Below are 24,720 nucleotides of genomic sequence, written 5' to 3'. Positions count from 1 at the left end.
CCGATGTCGGCCCCGGCTTCTCAGCGCTCGTCGTCACCGCTCCGCGAACGCCCTGACCGCCGCGAGCAGCCCGTCGGTGTCGAAGGTCCCGTCGTCGCGCCGGGTGAAGTGGAACGCGTGCATACCCGCCTCCCTGGCGCCTTCGACGTTGGGGAGGGAGTCGTCGAACAGGATGGCGTCCTCCGGGCGGACGCCGAAGCGGCCGAGGGCACGGGTGTAGATGCGGCGCTCCGGCTTGCGGGCGCCGAGGACCGCCGAGACGAGGTCGTTGGTGCCGAGGATCGGGTACGACTCCGGCATCAGGACCGGCAGGGAGTCCTTGAACGGGATCGGGTTGTTCGACAGCAGGGACACCGTCCCGAGCGTCGCGGCGACGCGGAGGGCCTCGATCGAGCCGTCGATCGGGGTCATCGCGGCCTTTCTGGCGTCCTGCCACTGCTCCAGCGTGAGGTGCGCGCCGGTCACCTCGGCGAACGCCGCCAGGTACTCCTCGCTGGTCGCGTACTCGCCGATCTCGGCCGCGCGCTCGTGGCCGCCCGCCCACCAGCCGGAGGCGAGCCGGTACTGGCTGACGCCGCTCAGCTCGGCGAGGCGGGGGAGGCGCTTGTGGAAGTCGTAGTCGTAGAGGGTCTTGTCGCAGTCGAAGAAGTAGACGTCCATCGCCACCAGTATCCCGCCCGGGGCGCGGTCGCAGAGAACCTTGCGGTCGCTCAACTATCATGGGTGCCGTCATGGCTCCCATCTACGACTGCTCCGTCGACTCCGAACTGCTCACCGGCATGCGCCTCGCCCGCGGGGCGATCGGCCGCGGCGAGCTCGTCGTGATCCCCACCGACACCGTCTACGGGGTCGCCGCCGACGCCTTCAGCCCGGCCGCGGTGCAGCGCCTCCTGGACGCGAAGGGGCGCGGCCGGCAGTCGCCGCCGCCCGTCCTCGTCCCCGGCATCCCCACCCTCGCGGCCCTGGCCGAGCACGTGCCTGCCGAGGTGGACGCCCTGGTGAAGGAGTTCTGGCCGGGCGGCCTCACGATCGTGCTGCCGGCCGCGCCCTCCCTGGTCTGGGACCTCGGCGAGACCCGCGGCACCGTCGCCCTGCGCATGCCGCAGGACCGCATCGCCCTCGAGATCCTCTCGGAGACCGGCCCGCTCGCCGTGTCCTCCGCCAACCTCACCGGCCGCCCGGCCGCCCGCACGGCGGCGGAGGCCGAGGCGATGCTCGGCGACTCCGTCTCGGTCTACCTCGACGGGGGAGAGGCCGGCACCGCCTACGAGCGCGTCGAGGGCAAGGACTCCTCGTCCACGATCGTCGACGCGACCGCGCTCGCCTCCGGCGCCGGCAAGCTCCGCATCCTCCGCCACGGCGTCATCAGCGCCGAGCAGCTGCGCGCCGTCGTCGGCGACGCACTGGAAGAGGAGCGCACCGACACCGACACCGACGACACCACCGACGACACCGCCGGCTCCGCCGCCGCGGCGGAGACCGATGACCAGGCCCGCGCCGACGCCGCCGCGGACACCTGAGCCGTGACCCTCTTCCTCGCCCTCGCTGTCATCTCGGCCGTCATCACGTTCGGGATGTCCCTGGTGGTCTACCGGGTCGCGATGCGGTTCAAGCTCTACCCGAAGATCCGCGAGCGGGACGTGCACACCCGGCCGACCCCGCGGCTCGGCGGCGTCGCCATGTTCCTCGGCATCCTGGTGGCGTTCGCGGTGTCCTGGCTGCTGTCCAGCCAGTTCGGCGTGCTGTCCTTGATCTTCTCCGACGCGGGTCCCATCCTCGCGATCCTCGGCGCCTCGCTCCTCATCGTCGTGCTCGGCGTCGCCGACGACCTGTGGGACCTCGACTGGATGACCAAGCTCGCCGGGCAGTTCGTCGCGGCCGGGATCGTCGCCTGGCTGGGCGTGCAGATCTACTCCCTGCCGATCGGCGGCCTCACCATCGGCTCACCGGTGATGAGCATCGTGATCACCCTGTTCGCAATCGTCCTGGTGATGAACGCGATCAACTTCATCGACGGCCTGGACGGCCTCGTCGCCGGCGTCGCGCTCATCGCCAACGGCACGTTCCTCGTCTACACGTACCTGCTCCAGCGCGACATCAGCCCGCAGAACTACTTCAGCCTCGCCGGCGTCATCGCGGCCATCCTGGTCGGCGCCTGCGCGGGCTTCCTCCCGCTCAACTGGCATCCGGCGAAGATGTTCATGGGCGACGCGGGCGCACTGCTGATCGGCCTGCTGATGGCCACCTCGGCCATCTCGGTCACCGGCACGATCAACCCGGAGGCGCTGCAGACCCTGGGCAAGTCCTCGCTGGTGCCCGCGTTCATCCCGGTCACCATCCCGTTCGCCGTGCTGGTCATCCCGCTGCTCGACTTCGGCCTTGCGGTGGTGCGCCGCCTGCGGGCCGGGAAGTCGCCGTTCAGCGCCGACCGCAAGCACCTGCACCACCGGCTGCTCGACATGGGCCACTCCCACCTGCACGCCGTGCTCATCTTCTACGCGTGGACCGCTGTGCTGTCGATCGGCTGCCTGCTGTTCTTCTTCGACCCGTACTGGATGGCCATCGTGTTCGTCGCGATCGGCCTGGTGATCTGCACCGCGATCACCCTCGCGCCGCTCAGCCGCCGCAAGGCCAACGAGGCCGCCGCCGAGCTCGCCCCCGCCGGCAGCAAGGAGGCCGAGGAGACGGCGCGGTACGACCAGCTCGACATCGCGAGCGAGCAGCTCCGCGTCACCACCCCGCCCGGCCCCCGCGACGACGCGGCGCCGGACGACCCCGCCGACCCCACCAGCAAGGAGACCCGATGACCGACCACCAGGACGGAAGCCCCGCCCCGCGGCCGGACCAGCCCCCGCAGCAGCCCACCTCGACGCCCGTGCTGAAGGACGTGCTCAAGTACGGTTTCATCCTCTCCGGGGCGATCGCGATCGTCGGGATGGTGCTCGGCGGAATCTTCGCCGGCTGGGTCGGCGTCACGAGCGCGCTGATCGGCACCGTGATGGCTGCGGTGTTCCTCAGCATCACGGCGCTCAGCATCCTGATCGCCAACCGCTTCATCGGCTCCGACCTGTTCGTCGGGCTGTTCTTCGGCATCGTGCTGGGTGGCTGGATCGTCAAGTTCGTGCTCTTCATCGTGCTCGCGCTGCTGCTGCGCGACCAGCCCTGGATCAACCCCGTCGTGCTGTTCCTGAGCCTGATCGCGGGCGTGATCGGGTCGCTCGTGGTCGACATGATCGTGGTCTTCCGATCCCGCATCCCCTACGCCAGCGACGTCCGGCTGCCGGGGGACAAGCGCTGACCTGTATCCGATTCGTTACCGCTTGAAAACTCTTGTAGAGTTGTCAGTGATCCCCCACCCGTACGCGCCCACGCACCACCGGTCGCGCGAACGCGGGTGTCCACCGTTCGTCGTCGCGAGAGCATCAGCTCGACGCCCCGAAACAGGAGATAGCGCTGTTAGCTAACGCTGTGAACCTGCTGGTCCAGGCCGCAAGCTCCGATGGAGGAAGCTTCCAAGGCCCGTCGATCAACGAGTTCTTCCCACCCACCCTGTTCACCATCGGCGGACTCGAGTTCAACCGCATCACGCTGGTTCGCATCATCTCCACCGTCGCGCTGATCCTCGTCTTCTGGCTCGGCACGCGCAAGATGAAGCTCATTCCGGGCCGGTTCCAGTCGGTCGTCGAGATGGGCCTGGACTTCGTCCGCGTCAACATCGCGGAGGACCTGCTCGGCCGCAAGGACGGCCGGCGCTTCCTGCCGCTGCTCACCACGATCTTCTTCATGGTGCTGTTCTTCAACATCACCGGCATCATCCCGTTCCTGAACATCGCGGGCACGGCGATCATCGGGACGCCCATCGTCCTGGCGATCGCGGCCTACATCGCGTTCATCTACGCGGGCATCAAGAAGAGCCCGGGCAACTTCTTCCGGAACGCGCTGTTCCCGCCCGGTGTGCCGTGGTTCCTCTACATCCTGGTGACGCCGATCGAGTTCATTTCGACGTTCATCCTGCGGCCGATCACCCTGACGCTCCGACTTCTGATGAACATGGTCGTCGGGCACCTGCTGCTCGTGCTGTTCTTCACCGGCACCGCGTTCTTCGTCTTCACCCTGGGCGGGCTCTGGTCGCTGTTCGGTGTGGTGACCTTCGCCTTCGGGTTCGCATTCTCCCTGTTCGAGATCCTGGTGGCCGTCCTCCAGGCATACGTCTTCGCACTGCTCACGGGTGTCTACATCCAGCTCGCAGTCGCCGAGGAACACTAATTACGGTTCGCGCGACCGCGCGCACCGCCATCACGGAAGGAAACACATAACGTGGACATCGCTGCAATCAACGGCAACATCGCCACCGTCGGTTACGGCCTCGCCGCCATCGGCCCGGCCATCGGCGTGGGCATCGTCGTCGGCAAGACCATCGAGGGCGTCGCCCGCCAGCCCGAGCTGGCCGGCCGCCTGCAGGTCCTGATGTACATCGGTATCGCGTTCACCGAGGCGCTCGCGTTCATCGGTATCGCCGTCGGCTTCATCTTCCAGTAGTCCGTCCTCTTTATCCATTCCCGTAAGGAGGAACGATGCTCAACAGTGTCGTGATCGCCGCGACGGAGGAGACGCACAACCCGCTGATCCCCGCGTGGCCGGACATCATCGGCTCGGTGATCTGCTTCGTCATCATCCTGTTCTTCTTCTGGAGGCTGGTCCTTCCGCGCATGCGGAAGCTCCTGGATGAGCGTGCCGAGGCCATCGAGGGCAACATCGCGAAGGCCGACGAGGCTCAGCACAAGGCCGAGGCGCTGCTGGAGGAGTACACCGCCCAGCTCGCAGAGGCGCGTGCCGAGGCCGGCCGCATCCGCGAGACGGCGCGCAACGACGGTCAGAAGATCGTCGCCGAGGCCAAGGAGACCGCGACGGCCGAGGCCGCCCGCGTCACCGCGACCGCCCAGGCCCAGATCGAGGCGGAGCGCCAGAGCGCGCTCGTCTCGCTCCGCGGCGAGGTGGGCTCGCTCGCGATCGACCTCGCCTCCGGCGTGGTCGGTGAGGTGCTCACGGACGACAAGAAGGCCCAGGCGATCGTCGACCGGTTCCTGGCCGACCTCGAGTCCAGCGACGCCCAGCAGGCCGCGGCCCAGAAGGCAGGGTCGAGCAACTGATGGGAAGCGCCTCCAGAGAAGCACTGGCCCGATCCGTCCAGGCGCTCGCCGGGCTCGGGTCCAAGGCCGATCTGGCGACGGCTGAAGACCTGTTCGCCGCAGGACGAGTCGTCGCCGACTCCGCCCAGCTCCGTTCGGTCCTCAGCGACCCGTCGGCGCCGGCCGAGGGCAAGGCCGCGCTCGTGCAGCGCGTCTTCGGTTCGCTCTCGGCGCCCGCCGTCGAGCTGCTGACCGTCGTCGCCGGCCAGCGCTGGTCCGACCAGGACGACGTCCTCGCCGCGATCGAGGAGCTCGGCATCCGCTCGATCGCCGCCTCCGCTCCGCGCAACGTGGACATCCCGGGCGAGCTCTTCGCGTTCGGAGGCGCCGTGACCTCCGACGCGGAGCTCGAGCTCGCGCTCCGCAGCAAGCTCGCGGACCCCGAGGCGAAGGCGGCCCTCGCCGAGCGCCTGCTCGCGGGCAAGGCCTCGAAGCAGACGGTCGCGATCGCGCGCCAGCTCGTGCTGCAGCCGCGCGGCCGCAGCATCCGCGAGTCGCTCCGCGACGCCGCGCGCATCGTCGCCGCCCAGTACGGCCAGACGATCGCCACGGTCGTCACCGCCACGCCGCTCCCGGCCGAGCAGGCCGAGCGCCTCCGCGCGAGCCTCGCCGCGAAGTACGGCGAGCTCAAGCTCAACGAGGTCGTCGACCCGGCGATCCTCGGCGGCCTGCGCGTGCAGGTCGGCGACGACGTCATCGACGGAAGCGTCGCGTCGCGCCTCACCGAACTCCGACTTCAGCTCGCGGGCTGATCGCCCGACAGAGAAACCCAGATAGGGAACAACGATGGCAGACATCCAGATCAGCCCCGATGAGATCCGGGACGCGCTCAAGGACTTCGTCTCGAAGTACGAGCCGGCCAAGGCCGAGACCACCGAGGTCGGACACGTCCTCGACGCCTCCGACGGCATCGCGCACGTCGAGGGCCTCCCCGGCGTGATGGCGAACGAGCTCATCCGCTTCGCGGACGGCACCCTCGGCCTGGCGCAGAACCTCGACGAGAACGAGGTCGGCGTCGTGGTCCTCGGCGAGTTCGACGACATCGTCGAGGGCATGGAGGTGACCCGCACCGGCGAGGTCCTCTCCGTCCCCGTCGGCGACGGCTACCTCGGCCGCGTGGTCGACCCGCTCGGCAACCCGATCGACGGTCTCGGCGAGATCGCCACCGAGGGCCGCCGCGAGCTCGAGCTCCAGGCCCCCGGCGTCATGCAGCGCAAGTCGGTGCACGAGCCGCTCCAGACCGGCATCAAGGCGATCGACGCCATGATCCCCGTCGGCCGCGGTCAGCGCCAGCTCATCATCGGCGACCGTCAGACCGGCAAGACGGCCATCGCGATCGACACGATCATCAACCAGAAGGCCAACTGGGAGTCCGGCGACGTCAACAAGCAGGTACGCTGCATCTACGTCGCGATCGGCCAGAAGGGCTCGACCATCGCCTCGGTGAAGGGCGCGCTCGAGGACGCCGGCGCGATGGAGTACACCACCATCGTCGCGGCCCCGGCCTCCGACCCGGCCGGCTTCAAGTACCTCGCCCCCTACACGGGCTCGGCCATCGGCCAGCACTGGATGTACGGCGGCAAGCACGTCCTCATCATCTTCGACGACCTGTCGAAGCAGGCCGAGGCCTACCGCGCCGTCTCCCTCCTCCTGCGCCGTCCGCCGGGACGCGAGGCCTACCCGGGCGACGTCTTCTACCTGCACTCCCGCCTGCTGGAGCGTTGCGCCAAGCTCTCCGACGAGCTGGGCGCCGGCTCGATGACCGGTCTGCCGATCATCGAGACGAAGGCGAACGACGTCTCGGCGTACATCCCGACCAACGTGATCTCGATCACCGACGGCCAGATCTTCCTGCAGTCCGACCTGTTCAACGCCAACCAGCGTCCCGCTGTCGACGTCGGCATCTCGGTCTCCCGCGTCGGCGGCGACGCGCAGGTCAAGTCGATCAAGAAGGTCTCCGGCACGCTCAAGCTCGAGCTGGCGCAGTACCGCTCCCTCGAGGCGTTCGCGATGTTCGCGTCCGACCTCGACGCGGCCAGCCGCCGCCAGCTCGCCCGCGGCGCGCGCCTCACCGAGCTGCTCAAGCAGCCGCAGTACTCGCCGTTCCCGGTGGAGGAGCAGGTCGTCTCGATCTGGGCCGGCACCAACGGCAAGCTGGACGAGGTCGCGGTGGAGGACATCCTCCGCTTCGAGTCCGAGCTGCTGGACCACCTGCGCCGCAACACCGACATCCTCACCACCCTGCGCGACACGAACGTCCTCGACGACGACACCGTGGCGAAGCTCGGCGAGGAGGTCGACAAGTTCAAGCTCGAGTTCCAGACCGGCGAGGGCAAGCCGCTCGCCTCGGTCGGACGCGAGGAGTTCGAGGCGAGCTCCACGGAGGACGTCAACCAGGAGCGCATCGTCAAGGCGAAGCGCTGAGCACGGATAGGTACTGAGGAAGACACATGGGAGCACAGCTTCGGGTCTACCGGCAGAAGATCAGGTCTGCCCAGACGACCAAGAAGATCACCCGTGCCATGGAGCTGATCTCCGCCTCACGCATCCAGAAGGCGCAGGCCAGGGTGGCCGCCTCCACGCCGTACGCCCGCGCGATCACGCGCGCGGTGTCGGCGGTGGCGACCTACTCGAACGTCGAGCACGTCCTCACCACGGAGCCGGAGAAGATCGAGCGCGCCGCGATCGTCATCTTCTCCTCGGACCGCGGGCTCGCGGGCGCGTTCAACTCGAACGTGCTCAAGGAGTCGGAGAAGCTCGCCGAGCTGCTGCGCAGCCAGGGCAAGGAGGTCGTCTACTTCCTGATCGGACGCAAGGCGCAGGGCTACTTCAGCTTCCGCCGCCGCGCGTTCGAGCGGGTGTGGACGGGCAACACGGACAACCCCGAGTTCGAGCAGGCCAAGGAGGTCGCCGACGCGGTCCTGGAGTCCTTCCTGCGTGACGCGTCCGACGGCGGCGTGGACGAGATCCACATCGTCTACAACCGCTTCATCAGCATGCTGACCCAGGAGCCCCAGATCGTCCGCCTGCTTCCGCTGGAGGTCGTGGAGGGCGTCGAGGAGCCGGACCGCACCCAGGTGCTGCCGCTCTACGAGTTCGAGCCCGACGTCAACACCGTGCTCGACTCGCTCCTGCCGGTCTACATCGAGAGCCGCATCTTCAACGCGATGCTGCAGTCCGCCGCCTCCAAGCACGCGGCCACGCAGAAGGCGATGAAGTCCGCGAGCGACAACGCCGACAAGCTCATCACCGACTACACGCGACTGGCCAACAACGCCCGCCAGGCGGAGATCACCCAGCAGATCTCCGAGATCGTGGGCGGCGCGGACGCGCTGAGCTCGGCAAAATAATCGTCCAAACGAGAGAGAACGAATCATGACTACCGCTACCGCCGAAGCCCAGGCTTCGACCGCGCAGCCGGCCGGCGTGGGACGCATCGCCCGCGTCACCGGTCCGGTCGTCGACATCGAGTTCCCGCACGACTCGATCCCGGGCATCTACAACGCCCTGAAGACCACCATCACCATCGGCGAGCAGTCGACCGAGATCACGCTCGAGGTCGCGCAGCACCTCGGCGACGACCTCGTCCGCGCCATCGCCCTGAAGCCCACCGACGGCCTGGTCCGCGGCGGCGAGGTGCGCGACACCGGCGCCCCGATCTCCGTGCCGGTCGGCGACGTGACCAAGGGCAAGGTCTTCAACGTGACCGGCGACGTGCTCAACGCCGAGCCGGGCGAGAAGATCGAGATCACCGAGCGCTGGCCGATCCACCGCCAGCCGCCGGCGTTCGACCAGCTCGAGTCCAAGACGCAGCTCTTCGAGACCGGCATCAAGGTCATCGACCTCCTCACCCCGTACGTCCAGGGCGGCAAGATCGGCCTGTTCGGCGGCGCGGGCGTCGGCAAGACCGTCCTCATCCAGGAGATGATCCAGCGTGTGGCTCAGGACCACGGTGGTGTCTCGGTGTTCGCCGGCGTCGGTGAGCGCACCCGTGAGGGCAACGACCTCATCCACGAGATGGAGGAGGCGGGCGTCTTCGACAAGACCGCGCTCGTCTTCGGCCAGATGGACGAGCCGCCGGGGACGCGTCTGCGCGTCGCCCTGTCCGCGCTGACGATGGCGGAGTACTTCCGCGACGTGCAGAAGCAGGACGTGCTGCTCTTCATCGACAACATCTTCCGCTTCACGCAGGCCGGCTCCGAGGTCTCCACGCTGCTCGGCCGCATGCCGTCCGCGGTGGGCTACCAGCCGAACCTCGCCGACGAGATGGGCCTCCTCCAGGAGCGCATCACCTCGACCCGCGGTCACTCGATCACCTCGCTGCAGGCGATCTACGTGCCGGCCGACGACTACACCGACCCGGCGCCGGCGACCACGTTCGCGCACCTCGACGCCACGACCGAGCTCTCCCGCGAGATCGCGTCGAAGGGCCTGTACCCGGCCGTCGACCCGCTGACCTCGACCTCGCGCATCCTCGACCCCCGCTACCTGGGCGCCGACCACTACCGCGTGGCCACCACGGTCAAGCAGATCCTCCAGAAGAACAAGGAGCTGCAGGAGATCATCGCGATCCTCGGTGTCGACGAGCTGTCCGAAGAGGACAAGATCACCGTGTCGCGGGCCCGTCGCATCCAGCAGTTCCTCTCGCAGAACACCTACATGGCGAAGAAGTTCACCGGTGTCGAGGGCTCGACCGTCCCGCTGAAGGACACCATCGAGTCGTTCGACGCGATCGCCAAGGGCGAGTTCGACCACGTGGCCGAGCAGGCGTTCTTCAACGTCGGCGCGATCACCGACGTCGAGGAGAAGTGGGCGCAGATCCAGAAGGAGAACGGCTGACATGGCTGTCCTCAACGTGAGCGTCGTCGCGGCCGACCACGAGGTGTGGTCGGGCGAGGCGAAGATGGTCGTCGCGCGGACCGTGGAAGGGCAGATCGGTATCCTGCCCGGCCACGAGCCGCTGCTCGCCATCCTCGCCCAGGGCGAGGTGCGCGTGACCCTGAACGGTGGGGAGTCCATCGCGGCGCAGGCCGACGACGGCTTCCTCTCCGTGGAGAACAACACGGTCACGATCGTGGCCCGTCAGGCCGAGCTGGTCTGAACATGACCGACCAGAAAGCCCCGCTCGAACGGCAGTTCGGTGACGTCCGCGTCCCCGTCCTGGTCGTGACGGCGGGGCTTCCCGGTTCGGGCAAGTCCACCATCGCGGAGATCATCGCCGGCCGCCTCGGCGCGACCGCGATCTCGGTGGACCCGATCGAGGCCGCGATCCTCAAGGCCGGCATCGACTCCGACCAGCCCACCGGCCTCGCCGCCTACCTGGTGGCGGAGCGCATGGCCGAGCAGGTGCTCGTCAGCGGGCACTCGGTCGTCGTGGACGCGGTCAACGCCGTCGAGCCTGCGCGCCTGCAGTGGCGCGACCTGGCCGAGCGCTGCGGCGTCAAGCTGCGGGTCGTCGAGACGGTCTGCTCCGACCCGGAGCTGCACGAAGAGCGCCTGGCCAAGCGCACCGGCCTGATCGCCGCATACGCGGTGGAGCAGAGCATCGAGGACTACGCCGAGTGGAAGGGCGCCGCGGCGTCGCTCCCGCGGGTGACCCTCGACACCTCACGGCCGCTCGGCGAGAACATCGACGCCGCGCTCGCATTCCTGGTGGGCTGAGTGCTCGTTCTGCTGCCCCCGTCCGAGACCAAGCGCGACGGGGGAGACGGAGTCCCGCTCGCCCTGGAGACGCTGGGCTTCCCCGCGCTGACGGCGACGCGCGACGGGGTGGTAGCCGATGCGGTCGCGCTCTCGGCCTCTCCGGAGGCCGCCTCCCGTGCGCTCAAGCTGGGACCGAAGCAGGCGCACGAGATCGAGCGCAACCGCGCACTGCGGAGTGCGGCGACGATGCCGGCCCTGCTGCGCTACACCGGCGTCCTCTACGACGCGCTCGACGCGCAGTCGCTGACCCCGGAGCAGTGGCGGTTCGCCTCGCGGACGGTCGCAGTGCAGTCGGCCCTCCTCGGGCTGGTCCGTGCGGACGACCCGATCCCGGCGTATCGCCTCTCGTTCGACTCGCGGCTGACCCCGACGCTCAAGAAGCGCTGGGCTGCGGCGTGCGCAGTGCAGCTCGCAGCCGTGGAGGGCGTGATCCTGGACCTCCGCTCGGAGGGCTACGCGGCCCTGGGGCCGCTGCCGGCCCGGGACCACGCGCACTATCTGCGCGTGCTCGCCCGGGACGAGAACGGCACGGTCCGCGCGCTCAACCACTTCAACAAGCAGGCGAAGGGCCTCTTCGCGCGCGCGCTCATCGAGCACGGCGAGGACTTCGGGTCGGTCGACGCGCTGCTGGCGTGGGCGGCAGCCGAGGGCTATGAGCTGACCCGCTCGACGTTGCGGCCGGGGGAGCTCGACCTGGTCGTCCCGGAGATCATCGGCGTGCCCGGCAAGCTGAGCGCGGTCCTGCGCTCAGCAGGCTGACGATTTTCCCGCGGAGACCGACAGAGCCTGGTGCTGCGCCAGTAAGTGAGATATGCTCACCTCAACGAGAGAAGGGACATCCCGTCAGGTCCCGGCGCCGTGACGCCGAGGGACCCCACATACCAGTCGGGCCGACGCGCTGATCGCGGTCGCATCACACGATGTGCCGAGCCCGGAACCGGTGTGGCGGCAGCACAGTAGATTCCGCCTGCGGTCGGGCACGAGCGGACGCGTCGCCACCAGCGAGAACGGTTCCGTAGAGCGTCCTCGTCGGCCCGACTCTCTCGTTCAGAGCCACGGCTCTCGTCCAGGGCCCGCCGCCCGCCTCACGCGCCGGCGCGGAAGCACCCGTCGAAGTGATCGTCCACCATCCCGGTGGCCTGCATGAGCGCGTACATGGTGGTCGGCCCGACGAAGCGGAACCCGCGGCGGCGCAGCTCCTTGCTCATGGCCGTCGACTCGGCGGTGACGGCCGGGATGTCGCCCCAGGCTTGCGGCCGTGCGCGCGGGCTCGTCGGCGCGAAGCCCCACATCAGCTCCTCGAGCGGAACGTCGAGCGCGAGGGTCGCCCGTGCGTTCGAGATGGTGGCCTCGATCTTGCCGCGGTGCCGGATGATCCGCTCGTCGCCGAGCAGCCGCTGGACGTCCGCTTCCGTCATGGCGGCGACGCGCTCCGGGACGAAGCCGTCGAAGGCCTCCCGGAACGCCGGCCGGCGCCGCAGGATGGTGATCCAGGACAGCCCGGCCTGGAACCCCTCCAGGCAGAGCTTCTCATAGAGCGCGCGGGGATCGTGCTGCGGCGTGCCCCACTCCTCGTCGTGGTAGCGCCGGTACTCGGCGTCATTGGCCGACCAGGAGCAGCGGGCCCGGCCGTCGTCGCCGACCACGAGGGCGACGCGGGTGACGGCCTCGGCCGGGAGGGCGGCGGGGTTCTCGGTCTCGGTCGTCATGCGGCCAGGGTGATCCCCTCGTGCTCCAGGAGCCACAGCTTGGTCGGGATGCCCTCGCCCCCGCTGTAGCCGGTGATCTTGCCGGTGGAGGAGAGGACCCGGTGGCAGCCGATGATGATCGGGACCGGGTTCGCCCCGACGGCGCCGCCGATCGCGCGACCGTAGCCGGGGTGGCCGAGCGCCAGCCCGAGCTCGCCGTAGGTGGTGAGCGTGCCGTACTCCAGGGCGGTGAGGCGCTCCCAGACCGCCGTGCGGAACGCGGTCCCGTGCAGGCGGACCGGGACGTCGAACGCCCGCCGGGTGCCCGCGAAGTACTCGTCCAGCTGCGCGGCCGCGTTCTCGAGCACGGCGTCGCGGTTCTCGGGGAAGTCGTCGTGGGGGAGCACGTCGTCGCGTGCGATCGAGAGGGACGTGACGGCGTCGCCGTCGCCGGTCAGCTCGATGCGGCCGATGGGGCTCGGCATCCGGAGGAGGAAGGTCGTGGAACTGCTCATGACTCGACTCTAGGGCCGGCCACCGACAGCCACTCGCGGAAATCGGACATGGGGGATAAGCCGTCTGCCGGGCCTTCTGTGGAGGACTTCTCGATTCGTCGCGGCACCCCGCGCTGCCTAGACTCGACGGCATGGCGAACATCGAATACCGCACCCTCGGCGACTCCGGCCTGATCGTCTCGACCATCGGCCTCGGCTGCAACAACTTCGGCCGCGCGGGCACCGCGACCGAGACGCAGGAGGGCACCGACGCGGTCATCGGCGCCGCCATCGACGCGGGGGTGACCTTCTTCGACACCGCCGACATCTACGGCAAGGAGCGCGGCCTGTCCGAGACCCTGATGGGCGTCTCGCTGCAGGGCAAGCGCGACCGCGTCGTGCTCGCCACCAAGTTCGGGATGGACATGGCCGGGGTCAACGGCCCCGACTGGGGCGTGCGCGGCTCCCGCCGCTACATCCGCCTCGCCGTGGAGTCGTCGCTGCGCCGGCTGCGGACCGACTGGATCGACCTGTACCAGCTCCACCAGCCCGACCCGGCGACGCCGATCGAGGAGACGCTGGAGACGCTGGACGACCTGATCGCGGAGGGCAAGATCCGCTACATCGGCCACTCGAACCTCGCCGGCTGGCAGATCGCCGAGGCGGAGTTCACTGCGCGGCTCGCCGGCCACCCCCGCTTCATCTCCGCGCAGAACGAGTACAGCCTGCTCGTCCGCGGCGCCGAGCGGGAGGTGCTGCCGGCCGTCAACGCCTACGGTCTCGGCTTCCTGCCGTTCTTCCCGCTCTACAACGGCCTGTTCACGGGCAAGTTCAGCCGCTCGGGCGGCCCGGCCGACAGCCGGATCATGATGATCCGCAAGCATCTGCTCGACGACGCGCCGTGGGACGCCATCGAGCGCTACCAGGCGTTCTGCGACGAGCGCGGCGTCAGCATGCTCGAGGCGACCTTCGCCTGGCTGCTCGCCCAGCCGGGGCTCACCAGCGTGATCGCGGGCGCGACCCGCCCGGAGCAGATCGTCGCGAACGCCGAGGCGGCGACGGCGTGGACGCCGACGGCGGAGGACGTGGCGACGATCTCGGGCTTCTTCCCGCTCGATCGCTGACCGCGCCCGGGCTCGTTCGCTCAGGGCGAACGGTTTTCTCGTTGTGAGTGAGCACTCACTCCGCCTATGATCTCTGCGTGGACACCGAGGTGGAGGCCGAGCTGGAGGCCGAGCTCGCCGGCGCGCTGCGGGGCGAGCAGCCGGCGCGCAACCGCGCCCAGCCGCTGCCGCCCGAGGATCGCAAAGCGATGATCATCGACGCGGTCATTCCGCTGCTGATCGAGCACGGCCGCGGCGTGACGTCGCGGCAGATCGCCGACGCCGCCGGGATCGCCGAGGGGACGATCTTCCGGGCGTTCGGCGACAAGGAGACGCTCATCCAGGCCGCGGTCGAGAAGTTCCTCGACCCCGAGCCGCTCCGCGAGGCGCTGCGCGCGATCGACCCCGGCCTGCCGCTGGAGCACAAGCTCCGCGCGATCGTCTTCCTGCTGCGCGAGCGGTTCCAGAGCGTCATGCGCATCGTGACCGTGGTCGGCCACCAGCGGCCGCCCATCCCGCAGGAGCGCACCGAGCTCGCGGAGATCATCGCCCGCATCCTGGCCCCGGAGGCGGACGAGCTGAACTGGCCTCCCGACCGCGTCGCCCACATCCTGCGCCTGATCAGCTTCTCGTCCGCGTTCCCGGCCCTCAACGACGGGATCGAGTTCAGCGTCGACGACCTCGCCCGGATCGCCCTCGTGGGCGTCGCGGGGCGGCCGTTCGCCATCTATACACCCATCACACCCGTCACGACCGCCGCGGACGCGGCGGAGCAGGGAGAGCCCGGATGCTCCTGAAACTCCTCGGCCGGTTCCTCCGGCCGCACTGGCCGCTGCTCATCGGGGTGGTGGTCTTCCAGCTCGCGCAGTCGCTGCTGTCGCTCTGGCTGCCGACCCTGAACGCGGACATCGTCGACAACGGCATCGCCAAGGGCGACACCGGCTACATCCTCTCGACCGGCGCCGAGATGCTCGGGGTGACGATCGTGCAGATCGCCTGCGCGATCACCGCGGTCTACTTCGGCGCCAAGGTCGCCATGCTGGTCGGCCGCGACCTCCGTGGCGCGATCTTCCACCGGGTCGGCGAGTTCTCCGAGCGCGAGGTGACCCGGTTCGGCGCGCCGTCGCTCATCACCAGGAACACCAACGACGTCCAGCAGGTGCAGATGCTCGTGCTGATGACCTGCACGCTGCTGGTGTCCGCCCCGATCCTCGCGATCGGCGGCATCATCCTCGCGATGCGGCAGGACATCCAGCTCTCCTGGCTGATCGCGGTCAGCGTCCCCGTGCTGCTGATCGCCGTGAGCCTCATCATCGTCCGGATGGTCCCGCTGTTCCGGAAGATGCAGGAGCGGATCGACCGGGTCAACCGGGTGCTGCGTGAGCAGCTGACCGGCATCCGGGTGGTGCGGGCGTTCGTGCGGGAGGACGTCGAGACCGCCCGGTTCACCGTCGCCAACGACGAGGTCACCGACACCGCCATCAAGGCCGGCCGGCTGTTCGCGCTGATGTTCCCGATCGTGATGCTCGTGCTCAACGTCTCCAGCGTCGCCGTCATCTGGTTCGGCGCCTACCGCGTCGCGGACGGGTCGATGCAGATCGGCACGCTGACCGCGTTCCTGCAGTATCTCGCCCAGATCCTGATGGGCGTCATGATGTCCACGATGATGGCCGTGCTGGTGCCGCGCGCCGCCGTCTGCGCCGACCGGATCGGCGAGGTGCTGAACACCGAGCCGTCGGTGGCCGCGATCGAGAACCCGGTCACCGAGGTCACCGCGCGCGGGACCGTGGAGTTCGTCGGCGTCGGCTTCTCCTACCCCGGCGCCGAGCAGCCGGTGCTCAGCGACGTGACCTTCTTCGCCGAGGCCGGCAAGACGACCGCCGTGATCGGCAGCACCGGCGCGGGCAAGACCACGCTGGTCAACCTCATCCCGCGGCTGTTCGACGCCACGAGCGGCATCGTCCTGGTCGACGGCGTGGACGTCGCCGAGCTCGACCCCGAGCTGCTCTGGTCCCGCATCGGCCTGGTGCCGCAGAAGCCGTACCTGTTCTCCGGGACCGTCGCCAGCAACCTGCGCTACGGCAACCCGGACGCGTCCGACGACGAGCTCTGGCGGGCGCTGGAGATCGCGCAGGCGAAGGGCTTCGTCGAGGAGATGCCGGACAAGCTGGACGCCCCGATCGCCCAGGGCGGCACCAACGTCTCGGGCGGCCAGCGGCAGCGCCTCGCGATCGCCCGCGCGCTCGTCCGGCGGCCGGAGATCTACGTCTTCGACGACTCGTTCTCGGCCCTCGACACCGCCACCGACGCCCGCCTGCGCAGCGCGCTGGCCCGCAGCGAGTCGGACGCCACGATGATCGTCGTGGCCCAGCGGGTGTCGACCATCGTCGACGCCGACCAGATCGTCGTGCTCGAGGACGGCCGAGTCGTCGGCCGCGGCACCCACGCCGAGCTCGTGGAGACCAATCCCACCTACGCCGAGATCGTCTCGTCGCAGCTGACCGCGGAGGAGGCGGCATGACCCGCGAGGACAGCGCGCAGCGCACGCCGGCCGCCGAGCAGACCCCGGTCCGCACGCCGGTCCGCCGCGGCCCGGGCGGCGGCGGCCCCTTCGGCGGGATGACGATGCCCGGCGACAAGTCGCTCAACTTCGGCCCGTCCGCCAAGCGGCTCGCCGCGCGCCTGCGGCCGGAGTGGATCGGGATCGTGCTCGTCACGCTGCTCGCGGTCGTCAGCGTCGTCTTCGCCGTACTCGGCCCGAAGCTGCTCGGCAACGCGATCAACCTGGTCTTCGCCGGGGCGATCTCGGCCCAGCTGCCGAAGGGCATCACGCAGGCGGAGGCGATCGCCGGCCTCCGCGCCCACGGCCAGGGCCAGCTCGCCGACCTGATCTCGGGGATGACGCTGACGCCGGGCGAGGGGATCGACTTCACCGCGGTCGGCCACGTGCTGATGTGGGTGCTCGCGCTCTACATCGCGTCGTCGCTGTTCGCCTACCTCCAGGGCTACGTGCTCAACGGGATCACCCAGCGCACGGTCTACCGGCTGCGCCAGGACGTCGAGGCCAAGATCCACCGCCTCCCGCTGACCTACTTCGACCGGATGCAGCGCGGCGAGCTGCTGAGCCGGGTCACGAACGACATCGACAACATCTCGCAGACCCTGCAGCAGACGATGAGTCAGCTGCTCACCTCGCTGCTGACGGTGATCGGCGTGACGGTGATGATGTTCGTGGTGTCGCCGCTGCTGGCGGTGATCGCGCTCGTCACGATCCCGCTGACCCTCGTCGTGACGATGCTGATCGCCAAGCGCTCCCAGCGGATGTTCGTGGCGCAGTGGCGCAACACCGGCGAGCTGAACGGGCAGATCGAGGAGGCCTTCACCGGCCACTCGCTGGTGAAGGTCTTCGGCCGGCACCGCGAAGTGGAGGAGCGCTTCCGCTCCAAGAACCAGGAGATGTACCAGGCGAGCTTCGGCGCGCAGTTCATCTCCGGCCTGATCATGCCGTCGATGATGTTCGTCGGGAACCTGATGTACGTCGCCATCGCGGTGGTCGGCGGCCTCCAGGTGGCGAGCGGCGCGATGCAGCTCGGCGACGTGACCGCGTTCATCCAGTACTCGCGCCAGTTCACCCAGCCGCTCACGCAGCTCGGGTCGATGGCCAACCTGCTGCAGTCCGGCGTGGCCAGTTCCGAGCGGGTCTTCGAGCTGCTGGACGCGGAGGAGCAGAGCCCCGACCCGGAGCGGCCGGTGAGCCCGCAGGGCACCCGCGGCCGGCTGGCGTTCGAGGACGTCTCGTTCCGCTACGTGGCGGACACGCCGCTCATCGAGGACCTCTCGCTGGTGGCCGAGCCCGGCCAGACCGTCGCGATCGTCGGCCCGACCGGCGCGGGCAAGACCACGCTGGTCAACCTGATGATGCGTTTCTACGACCTGGACTCCGGCCGGATCACCCTCGACGGCGTGGACATCGCGTCGATGACCCGGCACGACCTCCGCGACCGGATGGGGATGGTGCTGCAGGACACCTGGCTGTTCAAGGGCACGATCCGCGAGAACATCGCCTACGGCCGCCCGGACGCGACGGAGGAGGAGATCCTGGATGCCGCCCGCGCCACCTACGTCGACCGCTTCGTGCACTCGCTCCCGGACGGCTACGACACGGTGCTGGACGACGAGGGCTCCAACGTCTCGGCGGGGGAGAAGCAGCTGCTGACGATCGCCCGGGCGTTCCTGGCGCGGCCGAGCGTGCTGATCCTCGACGAGGCGACCTCCTCGGTGGACACCCGCACCGAGCTGCTGGTGCAGAAGGCGATGAGCGCGCTGCGCGCCGACCGCACGTCGTTCGTGATCGCGCACCGGCTCTCCACCATCCGCGACGCCGGGCTCATCCTCGTGATGGAGGCCGGCCGGATCGTGGAACAGGGCACGCACGCCGAGCTGCTCGCCCGTGGCGGCGCCTACTACACCCTCTACAACGCCCAGTTCGCCGCCCCCGCCGAGGAGGAGGCCTAGGCGCCCCTTGCGATTCGTGCCGAATGTCGATTCACGCGACTCCACAGGCGACATTCGGCACGAATGTGCGGGGTCAGAGGCGTGCCTTGACGGAGCGCACGCACCAGAAGAGGCCGTAGGCGATGAGGCCGAGGGCGATCACGACCAGCGCGACGACGCCGAACGGCACGCTGGCCAGCGTCTTGAGGCTGCCGTCGAGGCCGGTCGCCTTCGAGGGGTCGTAGGTGACCGCGCCCAGGACGACCAGGCCGCCGACCAGCACCAGGGCGACGCCCTTGGCGATGTAGCCGACGCGGCCGAGGACGGTGATCGCCTCCGCCCAGCGGTCCGGGGGCAGCTTCAGGTCGCGCTCGAACCGGCTCGTCACGCCGTTGCGGAAGAACTCGACGCCGACGGCGACGACGATCAGGCCGATCAGGCCGAGGACGAAGACGCCGCCGGGCAGTGCGAGCAGGTGCGCGCTGCCCGACTTCTGCTTGCCTGTGGAGTTCTGGCCTCCGCCCAGGGAGACCGAGACGGTGATGAACGCCAGTGCTCCGTAGATGACCGCCTTGGCGACCTCCACGACCTTCGTCGCGGCCCCGTGCGCGGTGACCGCCACCAGAAGCTGCCAGAGCGCGAGCACGATCAGTCCGATGACGATCAGCCAGAGCACGAACACGCCTCCGGGCACCGCGGCGACGGCCTGCAGGGCGCCGGACTGGTCGGCCGTGCCGCCCGCGCCGAAGGCGACGGCCAGCGCGATCACGCCGATCAGGATGTGCAGGAGGCCGATGGAGGCCAGTCCCACGCGGGTGAGGACCCGCACGAAGGTGCTGTGCTCCAGCCGGGAGGCCGTTCGGGTAGGTGCGCCGCTCATACCGTGCACGGTACGCGGGGTCCCGGTCGCTCGGAATCTCGGGTACCGTAGATAGCTGGGTCCGCCGCGCCGTCGCGCGGCGGCGAAGATCTGAATAGAGGAGGCCGGCATGGACATCGACCTCAGCGTCTTGCGTCTCATGGAGCGCGAGAAGGAGATCCCGTTCGATGAGCTGGTCCAGATCATCGAGCAGGCGATCCTGACCGCGTATCTCAAGCACACCAACCAGGCCGACCACCGCCACGGGCACAGCGACCAGCCGCCCGCCGCGCGCGTCCACCTGGACCGCAAGACGGGGCATGTCACCGTCTACGTCCCGGAGCGCGACGAGGAGGGCAATGTCATCGGCGAGGCCGAGGACAGCCCGAGCGACTTCGGCCGCATCGCGGCGTTCGCCGCCAAGCAGGTGATCAACCAGCGGTTGCGCGACATCGCGGACGACGCGGTGCTCGGCGAGTTCCGCGGTCGGGAGGGCGACATCGTCGCCGGGGTCATCCAGCAGGGGCCGAACCCGCGCATGGTGCACATCGACCTGGGCAGCGTGGAGGCCATCCTCCCGCCGGAGGAGCAGGTGCCGGGCGAGGAGTACACGCACGGCTCCCGCATCCGCGTCTACGTCACGAGCGTGGCCAAGGGCGCCAAGGGCCCGTCGATCACGGTCTCGCGCACGCACCCAGCGCTGGTGCGCAAGCTGTTCGCGCTCGAGGTCCCGGAGATCGCCAGCGGCATCGTCGAGATCGTCTCGCTGGCGCGCGAGGCCGGGCACCGCACCAAGATCGCGGTGCGCGCGACCGAGCCGGGCGTGAACGCCAAGGGCGCCTGCATCGGCGAGCTCGGCCAGCGCGTGCGCGCGGTGACCGCGGAGCTGAACAACGAGAAGATCGACATCGTCGACTACTCGCCCGACCTCGCGACGTTCGTCTCGAGCGCGCTCTCGCCGGCCAAGGTGACCAGCGCGTTCGTGATCGACGAGTCGCTCAAGGCCGTCCGCGCGCTCGTGCCCGACTACCAGCTCTCGCTCGCGATCGGCAAGGAAGGTCAGAACGCGCGCCTGGCGGCGAAGCTGACCGGCGCGAAGATCGACATCCAGCCCGACTCGATCCTGGACGAGAAGTAACAGCCCGCAGAAGGAATGCGAAGCGGTGACGGAGCGTTGAACTAGTGTGCGGCGCTCCGTCCTGATTCGGCGCAGAGATGCGTGAGGGGTAAGATGGAAGCCGTCAGAACGTGCGTCGGATGCCGTTCTCGCGCTCCCCGATCCTCTCTTCTGAGGGTCGTCCTCCGGAATTCGGAAATCGTGGCGGACCCGTCCGCCACTCTCCCCGGACGGGGCGCGTGGCTGCATCCGGTCGACGAGTGTCTCGATCTCGCACTCCAGCGCAAGGCCTTCGGGCGTGCGCTGAGGGCGGAGGGGACGCTCGACCCGACGGCCGTCCGGGCCGCACTGCGATCCCGGGTGGCATTGAGAGAACAGGCTGAAGAAGCAGTGACTTCACATGAGTGACAACAAATGAGCGGCTCGAAATGAGTGCCGTCCGCAACTAACGCCTGCCCTGTCCGGGGTGGGCCCCAGACAGGAGAATTGTGGCTGCAAAACCACGCGTACACGAGGTCGCGAGCGAGCTCGGCGTCGACAGCAAAGTCGCGCTCGCGAAACTCAAGGAGATGGGCGAGTTCGTCAAGGGACCGTCCTCGAGCATCGAGCCGCCGGTAGCGCGCAAGCTGCGCGCCGCGCTCGAGGCTGAAGGCTTCACGGCCGACAAGGCGTCGGCCCCCAAGGCGGAGGCCCCGCGCCCCGCCGCGCCGCGCCCGCAGGCGTCCGGCGAGTCCGCCGCGCCCAAGCCGCAGGCGCCGCTCTCGGTCGCCGAGCGTCAGGCCGCGGCCGAGAAGGCCGCCGCCGAGAAGGCCGCGGCGGAGAAGGCAGCAGCGGAGAAGGCCGCGCAGGCCGCTCCCGCTGCCGCCGCGACGACCGACACGGCCAAGCCGGCCTCCCCGCGCCCCGGTGCGGGCGGCGGCTCCGGCTCCGGCAGCAGCATCCCGCGCCCGGGCGCCCCGCGTCCCGGCAACAACCCGTTCTCGTCCAGCCAGGGCATGGGCCAGCGGCCCAGCACCCCGCGGCCGGGGAACAACCCGTTCTCCAGCTCGCAGGGCATGGGCTCGCGCCCGAGCCCGGGCAACATCCCGCGTCCGGCCCCGCCGCGTCCCGGCTCGCCGCGCATCGGCGCGCCCGGCCAGGGCGGCGGAAACCGTCCCGGCCCGCGTCAGGGCGGCGGCGGACGTCCCGGCTTCCAGCAGCGCCCGGGCGGAGCTGGCGGCGGAGCGGGCGGCGGCTTCCAGCGTCCCGGCGGCGGCACGGGCACCGGCTTCGGCGCCCCGCGCCCGGCCGGCGGGGGTGGCCGCGGCCGTGGTCCCGGCGGCGGCACGGCCGGCGCGTTCGGCCGTGGCGGCGGCAAGTCCAAGGCCCGCAAGTCGAAGCGCGCGAAGCGCCAGGAATTCGAGATGAGGGAAGCTCCGTCGCTTGGCGGCGTGAGCGTTCCCCGCGGTGACGGCGGCACGGTCGTGCGCCTGCGCCGCGGCTCCTCGATCTCGGACTTCGCCGACAAGATCGACGCGAACCCCGCGTCGCTGGTCACCGTCCTCTTCCACCTGGGCGAGATGGCGACCGCGACCGAGTCGCTCGACGAGGCGACCTTCCAGATCCTCGGTGAGGAGCTGGGCTACAAGATCCAGGTCGTCTCGCCCGAGGACGAGGACCGCGAGCTCCTCGAGGGCTTCGACATCGACCTCGACGCCGAGCTCGAGGGCGAGTCCGACGAGGACCTCGAGATCCGTCCGCCGGTCGTCACCGTCATGGGCCACGTCGACCACGGTAAGACGCGCCTCCTCGACGCCATCCGCAACGCGAACGTCGTCGCGGGCGAGGCCGGCGGCATCACCCAGCACATCGGCGCCTACCAGGTGTGGACGGAGCACGAGGGCATCGAGCGTGCCATCACCTTCATCGACACCCCGGGTCACGAGGCGTTCACCGCCATGCGTGCCCGCGGTGCGCAGGTCACCGACATCGCGATCCTCGTGGTCGCGGCCGACGACGGAATCATGCCGCAGACGATCGAGGCGCTGAACCACGCCCAGGCGGCGAACGTGCCGATCGTGGTCGCGGTCAACAAGATCGACAAGCCGGAGGCCAACCCGGCCAAGGTGCGCCAGCAGCTCACCGAGTTCGGCCTGGTCGCCGAGGAGTACGGCGGCGACGTCATGTTCGTCGACGTGTCGGCCCGCAACAACATCGGCATCGACTCCCTGCTCGACGCGGTCCTGCTGACCGCCGACGCGGGTCTCGACCTCCGCGCGAACCCGAACAAGGACGCGCGCGGTGTCGCGATCGAGGCGAAGCTCGACAAGGGCCGCGGCGCCGTGGCGACCGTGCTCATCCAGTCCGGAACGCTGCGCGTCGGCGACGCGATCGTCGCGGGAACGGCCTATGGCCGCGTCCGTGCGATGGCGGACGAGAACGGCGAGCCGGTCTTCGAGGCGGCTCCGTCGCGTCCGGTCCAGGTGCAGGGTCTCTCCAGCGTCCCGCGCGCCGGTGACACCTTCATCGTCACCGAGGAGGACCGCACCGCCCGGCAGATCGCCGAGAAGCGCGAGGCCGCCGAGCGCAACGCGCAGCTGGCGAAGGCCCGCAAGCGCATCTCGCTCGAGGACTTCACCCGTGCTCTGGAAGAGGGCAAGGTCGAGGCGCTCAACCTCATCATCAAGGGAGACGTGTCCGGTGCCGTGGAGGCGCTGGAGGAGTCGCTCATGAAGATCGAGGTCGACGAGTCGGTCAGCCTGCGCATCCTGCACCGCGGCGTCGGCGCGATCACCGAGTCGGACATCGACCTGGCGACCATCGACAACGCGATCGTGATCGGCTTCAACGTCCGCCCGGACGTGAAGGCGCGCGAGCGTGCGGCCCGCGAGGGTGTGGACGTCCGCTTCTACTCGGTCATCTACAACGCCATCGAGGACATCGAGAACTCGCTCAAGGGCATGCTCAAGCCCGAGTTCGAAGAGGTCCAGTCCGGTGTGGCCGAGATCCGCGAGGTGTTCCGCTCCTCCAAGTTCGGCAACATCGCCGGTGTCATCGTCCGGTCCGGAACCATCACGCGCAACGCCAAGGCGCGCGTCATCCGCGACGGCGTCGTGGTGGGCGACAACCTCACCATCGAGTCGCTGCGCCGGTTCAAGGACGACGTCACCGAGGTGCGTACGGACTTCGAAGCCGGTATCGGCCTCGGCAAGTACAACGACATCCAGGTCGGCGACGAGATCGAGACCACCGAGCTGCGGGAGAAGCCCCGCGCCTGAATCGGTAGCATGTGAGGCCCGGCGGGAGACCGCCGGGCCTTCGGCTTCCGCACCGAACCATCCAAGGAGGACCCCATGGCCGACCCGGCACGCGCGAGGAAGCTCGCCGACAGAATCCAGGTCATCATCGCCAAGCGGCTGGATCGCGGCCTCCGCGACCCGCGGCTCGGCTTCGTGACGATCACCGACGTGCAGGTGACGGGCGACCTCCAGCACGCGACCGTGTTCTACACGGTGTACGGCACCGACCAGGAGCGCGCCGACACGGCCGCGGCCCTGCAGGCGGCCACCGGGCTGCTGCGGAGCGAGGTCGGCAAGAACATCACCGCCCGGCTGACGCCGACGCTGACGTTCCAGCTCGACGCCATCCCCGAGAACGCGGCGCACATCGAGGACCTGCTGCGGCAGGCGCACGAGCGCGACACCGAGGTGGCGGGACTCGCGGCGGGCGCGAGCTACGCCGGCGACGAGGACCCGTATGTGAAGCCGCGCGAGGCCGACGAGGACGAGGACTGACCGTGTACGCCGTCTCGTTCTACGATCCCGACCCCGACACCACCCCGGAGCGCTTCCAGCGCATCGTGGAGGCGTACCCGCGCCACAAGGCCTACCTGGACGCCTTCGCGGCCGAGACCGGCGACGTGCTGATGATCGGCACGTTCGGCGACCCCGGCACGCAGGGGTCGATGGCGGTGTTCCGGTCGCGGGAGGCCGCCGAGCGGTTCCGCGACAGCGACCCGTTCTTCACCGAGGGGCTGGTCTACCGGTCGCGGATCCTGGACTGGGATCCGATCGTCTTCGCGGAGTCCTGAGCCC

At 69.5% G+C, this 24,720-nt stretch carries 26 protein-coding genes; 22 read left to right on the top strand and 4 right to left on the bottom strand.

Annotation, left to right across the window (positions count from 1 at the left end; all coding sequences use genetic code 11):
• Nucleotides 1–33 precede the first annotated feature (33 nt).
• Nucleotides 34–714, bottom strand: coding sequence for an HAD family hydrolase (locus HNR13_RS15060; RefSeq protein ID WP_246312781.1), 681 nt, complete (start codon nt 712–714; stop codon nt 34–36).
• A 17-nt stretch (nt 715–731) separates the two neighbouring features.
• Between HNR13_RS15060 and HNR13_RS15055 the strand changes: the two genes are divergently transcribed.
• From HNR13_RS15055 to HNR13_RS14995, 13 genes are all read left to right on the top strand, one after another.
• Nucleotides 732–1,520 carry an L-threonylcarbamoyladenylate synthase gene (locus HNR13_RS15055; protein WP_179607023.1) on the top strand — a complete coding sequence of 263 codons (789 nt, stop codon included), beginning with the start codon at nt 732–734 and terminating at the stop codon, nt 1,518–1,520.
• Nucleotides 1,521–1,523: 3 nt separating this feature from the next.
• Nucleotides 1,524–2,807, top strand: coding sequence for an MraY family glycosyltransferase (locus HNR13_RS15050; protein WP_343063576.1), 1,284 nt, complete (start codon nt 1,524–1,526; stop codon nt 2,805–2,807).
• Nucleotides 2,804–3,298, top strand: a complete 495-nt coding sequence (locus HNR13_RS15045) for a Cg1360 family ATP-synthase-associated protein (RefSeq protein WP_179607022.1) — start codon at nt 2,804–2,806, stop codon at nt 3,296–3,298. The genes HNR13_RS15050 and HNR13_RS15045 overlap by 4 nt, the downstream gene beginning before the upstream one ends.
• A 170-nt stretch (nt 3,299–3,468) precedes the next feature.
• Complete coding sequence (gene atpB / locus HNR13_RS15040) at nt 3,469–4,266, top strand: F0F1 ATP synthase subunit A (RefSeq protein WP_179607021.1); 798 nt, start codon at nt 3,469–3,471, stop codon at nt 4,264–4,266.
• Nucleotides 4,267–4,317: 51 nt separating this feature from the next.
• Complete coding sequence (gene atpE / locus HNR13_RS15035) at nt 4,318–4,539, top strand: F0F1 ATP synthase subunit C (RefSeq protein ID WP_179607020.1); 222 nt, start codon at nt 4,318–4,320, stop codon at nt 4,537–4,539.
• 35 nt (nt 4,540–4,574) lie between these two features.
• On the top strand, nt 4,575–5,150 hold the full coding sequence (locus HNR13_RS15030; protein WP_179607019.1) for a F0F1 ATP synthase subunit B: 576 nt from the start codon (nt 4,575–4,577) through the stop codon (nt 5,148–5,150).
• Nucleotides 5,150–5,941, top strand: a complete 792-nt coding sequence (locus HNR13_RS15025) for a F0F1 ATP synthase subunit delta (RefSeq protein WP_179607018.1) — start codon at nt 5,150–5,152, stop codon at nt 5,939–5,941. Before HNR13_RS15030 ends, HNR13_RS15025 begins: the two co-directional genes overlap by 1 nt.
• Nucleotides 5,942–5,975: 34 nt before the next feature.
• Nucleotides 5,976–7,613, top strand: a complete 1,638-nt coding sequence (gene atpA, locus HNR13_RS15020; RefSeq protein ID WP_179607017.1) for a F0F1 ATP synthase subunit alpha — start codon at nt 5,976–5,978, stop codon at nt 7,611–7,613.
• Nucleotides 7,614–7,639: 26 nt separating this feature from the next.
• Nucleotides 7,640–8,539 (top strand): F0F1 ATP synthase subunit gamma, encoded by a 900-nt coding sequence (locus tag HNR13_RS15015; protein ID WP_179607016.1) that lies wholly within the window; start codon nt 7,640–7,642, stop codon nt 8,537–8,539.
• 25 nt (nt 8,540–8,564) lie between these two features.
• Nucleotides 8,565–10,028 carry a F0F1 ATP synthase subunit beta gene (gene atpD, locus HNR13_RS15010; protein WP_179607015.1) on the top strand — a complete coding sequence of 488 codons (1,464 nt, stop codon included), beginning with the start codon at nt 8,565–8,567 and terminating at the stop codon, nt 10,026–10,028.
• A 1-nt stretch (nt 10,029) separates the two neighbouring features.
• Nucleotides 10,030–10,290 carry a F0F1 ATP synthase subunit epsilon gene (locus tag HNR13_RS15005; RefSeq protein ID WP_179607014.1) on the top strand — a complete coding sequence of 87 codons (261 nt, stop codon included), beginning with the start codon at nt 10,030–10,032 and terminating at the stop codon, nt 10,288–10,290.
• Between the two features lie 2 nt (nt 10,291–10,292).
• On the top strand, nt 10,293–10,850 hold the full coding sequence (locus HNR13_RS15000; protein ID WP_179607013.1) for a P-loop nucleotide/nucleoside kinase family protein: 558 nt from the start codon (nt 10,293–10,295) through the stop codon (nt 10,848–10,850).
• On the top strand, nt 10,851–11,651 hold the full coding sequence (locus tag HNR13_RS14995) for a peroxide stress protein YaaA (protein ID WP_179607012.1): 801 nt from the start codon (nt 10,851–10,853) through the stop codon (nt 11,649–11,651).
• 326 nt (nt 11,652–11,977) lie between these two features.
• Here HNR13_RS14995 and HNR13_RS14990 read toward each other — a convergent pair whose 3' ends face one another.
• Both HNR13_RS14990 and HNR13_RS14985 read right to left on the bottom strand, forming a co-directional pair.
• Nucleotides 11,978–12,601, bottom strand: coding sequence for a DNA-3-methyladenine glycosylase I (locus tag HNR13_RS14990; protein ID WP_179607011.1), 624 nt, complete (start codon nt 12,599–12,601; stop codon nt 11,978–11,980).
• A complete protein-coding gene (locus tag HNR13_RS14985) occupies nt 12,598–13,095 on the bottom strand; it encodes a methylated-DNA--[protein]-cysteine S-methyltransferase (protein WP_179607010.1) in 498 nt (165 codons plus the stop codon). The genes HNR13_RS14990 and HNR13_RS14985 overlap by 4 nt, the downstream gene beginning before the upstream one ends.
• A 131-nt stretch (nt 13,096–13,226) precedes the next feature.
• Between HNR13_RS14985 and HNR13_RS14980 the strand changes: the two genes are divergently transcribed.
• The 4 genes from HNR13_RS14980 to HNR13_RS14965 all read left to right on the top strand — a co-directional run bounded on the left by HNR13_RS14980 (nt 13,227) and on the right by HNR13_RS14965 (nt 18,692).
• Nucleotides 13,227–14,198 (top strand): aldo/keto reductase, encoded by a 972-nt coding sequence (locus tag HNR13_RS14980; protein WP_179607008.1) that lies wholly within the window; start codon nt 13,227–13,229, stop codon nt 14,196–14,198.
• A 77-nt stretch (nt 14,199–14,275) separates the two neighbouring features.
• Nucleotides 14,276–14,974, top strand: coding sequence for a TetR/AcrR family transcriptional regulator (locus tag HNR13_RS14975; RefSeq protein WP_343063575.1), 699 nt, complete (start codon nt 14,276–14,278; stop codon nt 14,972–14,974).
• Entirely contained in the window at nt 14,965–16,698 is a 1,734-nt protein-coding gene (locus HNR13_RS14970; RefSeq protein WP_179607007.1) for an ABC transporter ATP-binding protein, read from the top strand. Before HNR13_RS14975 ends, HNR13_RS14970 begins: the two co-directional genes overlap by 10 nt.
• On the top strand, nt 16,695–18,692 hold the full coding sequence (locus tag HNR13_RS14965; protein ID WP_179607005.1) for an ABC transporter ATP-binding protein: 1,998 nt from the start codon (nt 16,695–16,697) through the stop codon (nt 18,690–18,692). The genes HNR13_RS14970 and HNR13_RS14965 overlap by 4 nt, the downstream gene beginning before the upstream one ends.
• Before the next feature lie 73 nt (nt 18,693–18,765).
• Here the strand turns inward: HNR13_RS14965 and HNR13_RS14960 are convergent, their stop codons facing one another.
• Nucleotides 18,766–19,551: a DUF1206 domain-containing protein gene (locus HNR13_RS14960; protein ID WP_179607003.1), complete on the bottom strand. Its 786-nt coding sequence runs from the start codon at nt 19,549–19,551 to the stop codon at nt 18,766–18,768.
• Between the two features lie 109 nt (nt 19,552–19,660).
• Here HNR13_RS14960 and nusA point away from each other — a divergent pair, with 109 nt between their 5' ends.
• From nusA to HNR13_RS14935, 5 genes are all read left to right on the top strand, one after another.
• Nucleotides 19,661–20,668, top strand: coding sequence for a transcription termination factor NusA (gene nusA / locus HNR13_RS14955; RefSeq protein WP_179607001.1), 1,008 nt, complete (start codon nt 19,661–19,663; stop codon nt 20,666–20,668).
• Between the two features lie 93 nt (nt 20,669–20,761).
• The gene (locus HNR13_RS14950) at nt 20,762–21,055 is read left to right on the top strand and encodes a YlxR family protein (protein ID WP_179606999.1); all 294 of its coding nucleotides are present in this window, start codon (nt 20,762–20,764) and stop codon (nt 21,053–21,055) included.
• An 80-nt stretch (nt 21,056–21,135) separates the two neighbouring features.
• Nucleotides 21,136–23,904, top strand: coding sequence for a translation initiation factor IF-2 (gene infB, locus HNR13_RS14945; protein ID WP_179606997.1), 2,769 nt, complete (start codon nt 21,136–21,138; stop codon nt 23,902–23,904).
• A gap of 75 nt (nt 23,905–23,979) precedes the next feature.
• Nucleotides 23,980–24,420, top strand: coding sequence for a 30S ribosome-binding factor RbfA (rbfA, locus tag HNR13_RS14940; protein ID WP_179606995.1), 441 nt, complete (start codon nt 23,980–23,982; stop codon nt 24,418–24,420).
• A 2-nt stretch (nt 24,421–24,422) separates the two neighbouring features.
• Nucleotides 24,423–24,716 (top strand): YciI family protein, encoded by a 294-nt coding sequence (locus tag HNR13_RS14935; RefSeq protein ID WP_179606993.1) that lies wholly within the window; start codon nt 24,423–24,425, stop codon nt 24,714–24,716.
• Nucleotides 24,717–24,720 lie beyond the last annotated feature (4 nt).

Origin of the sequence: Leifsonia shinshuensis, assembly GCF_013410375.1 — a bacterium.
GTDB classification, from domain to species: domain Bacteria; phylum Actinomycetota; class Actinomycetes; order Actinomycetales; family Microbacteriaceae; genus Leifsonia; species Leifsonia shinshuensis.
Note: the sequence above shows the minus strand (reverse complement) of the source record. Positions and strands in the feature narration are given on the sequence as shown.